Source organism: Longimicrobium sp., assembly GCF_035474595.1.
GTDB lineage: Bacteria > Gemmatimonadota > Gemmatimonadetes > Longimicrobiales > Longimicrobiaceae > Longimicrobium.
Genome location: NZ_DATIND010000057.1, coordinates 1 through 1544, shown reverse-complemented (window position 1 = coordinate 1544; position 1544 = coordinate 1). Strand labels below are relative to the sequence as shown.

The window sequence follows — 1544 nt, the reverse complement described above, 5'->3', positions numbered from 1 at the left end:
TGATCGGCTTCTTCGTCAACACGCTGGTGCTGCGCACGGAGCTCGGCGGGGACCCGACCTTCCGCGAGGTGCTGGGGCGGGTGCGGGGAGCCACGCTGGGCGCGTACGAGCACCAGGAGGTGCCCTTCGAGAAGCTGGTGGCCGAGCTGCAGCCGGAGCGCAGCATGAGCCACTCGCCGCTCTTCCAGGTGATGTTCACGCTGCAGAACGCCGCGGGCGGTGGCGGCGCTCTTTCCGGGCTGAGTGTGAGCGGAGTCGGAGCGGAGGCCGGGAGCGCCAAGTTCGACCTCAACCTGTCCCTGGTGGCGACCCCGCGCGGCCTGCGCGGCGGACTGACCTACAGCACCGACCTCTTCGAGCGCGATACCATCCAGCGCATGGTGGGGCACCTGGAGCGGGTGCTGGAGCAGGTCGCCGCGGACGCGGACGTGCGGCTTTCGCGGCTGGAGCTGCTCTCGGCCGAAGAGCGCGGCCTGGTGGTGGATGCCTGGAACCGGACCGAAGCGGAGTTCCCGGCGGACCGGTGCATCCACGAGCTGTTCGAGGCGCAGGCGGCGCGCACGCCCGATGCCGTCGTTGCCCTCCACGAGCACGATTCGCTCACGTACGCGGAGCTGAACGCGCGCGCCAACCGCATCGCCCGTCACCTCGCCGAGCTCGGCGTGGGGGCGGAGGTGCGCGTGGGCATCGGGCTGGAGCGCGGGCTGGACATGCTCGCGTCCATGCTCGGCGTGCTCAAGGCCGGCGGCGCGTACGTGCCACTGGACCCGGCCTACCCGGCGGACCGCCTGGCCTTTACGCTCAAGGACTCGAGCGTACAGGTGCTGGTGGCGCAGGAGACGCTGCGCGAGCGGTTCCCGGTCGCCGCGGGCGTGCGCGTGGTCAGCATCGACGGCGACGCGGGGGAGATCGCCCGGCGCGACGCCGCGAACCTGCCCGTCCGGGCGGATGCGCGAAACCTCGCGTACCTGATCTACACATCCGGCAGCACGGGCGTCCCCAAGGGCGTCGCCATCCAGCACGAGAGCGCCGTGGCCCTGCTCGCGTGGGCCGCCGGCGTCTACACCGCGGAAGAGATGTCCGGCGTGCTCGCCGCGACGTCCATCTCGTTCGACCTCTCCATCTACGAGCTGTTCCTGCCGCTCTCGCTGGGCGGGCGGGTCATCCTCGTGGAGAACGCGCTGGCGCTGCCCAGCGCGCCGGCACGCGACCAGGTGCGGCTGATCAACACCGTGCCCTCCGCCATCGCCGCGCTGGTGAAGAGCGACGCGGTGCCGGCGGGCGTACGGACCGTGAACCTGGCCGGCGAGCCGCTGCGCGCCGAGCTGGTGGACGCCATCTACGGCACCGGCACGGTGGAGCGGGTCTACGACCTGTACGGCCCGTCCGAGGACACCACCTATTCCACGTTCACGCTGCGGGCGGCGGGCGGTCCGGAGACGATCGGGCGGCCGATCGCGAACACGCAGTCGTACGTGCTGGACGCGGCGATGCGGCCGGTGCCCGTGGGCATTGCCGGCGAGCTGTACCTGGGCGGACGCGGG

At 71.9% G+C, this 1544-nt stretch carries 1 protein-coding gene; it reads left to right on the top strand.

The annotated features are described in order from the left end of the window. On the top strand, positions 1 to 1544 hold a 1544-nt coding region (locus tag VLK66_RS10380), incomplete at both ends, for a non-ribosomal peptide synthetase (RefSeq protein ID WP_325309336.1).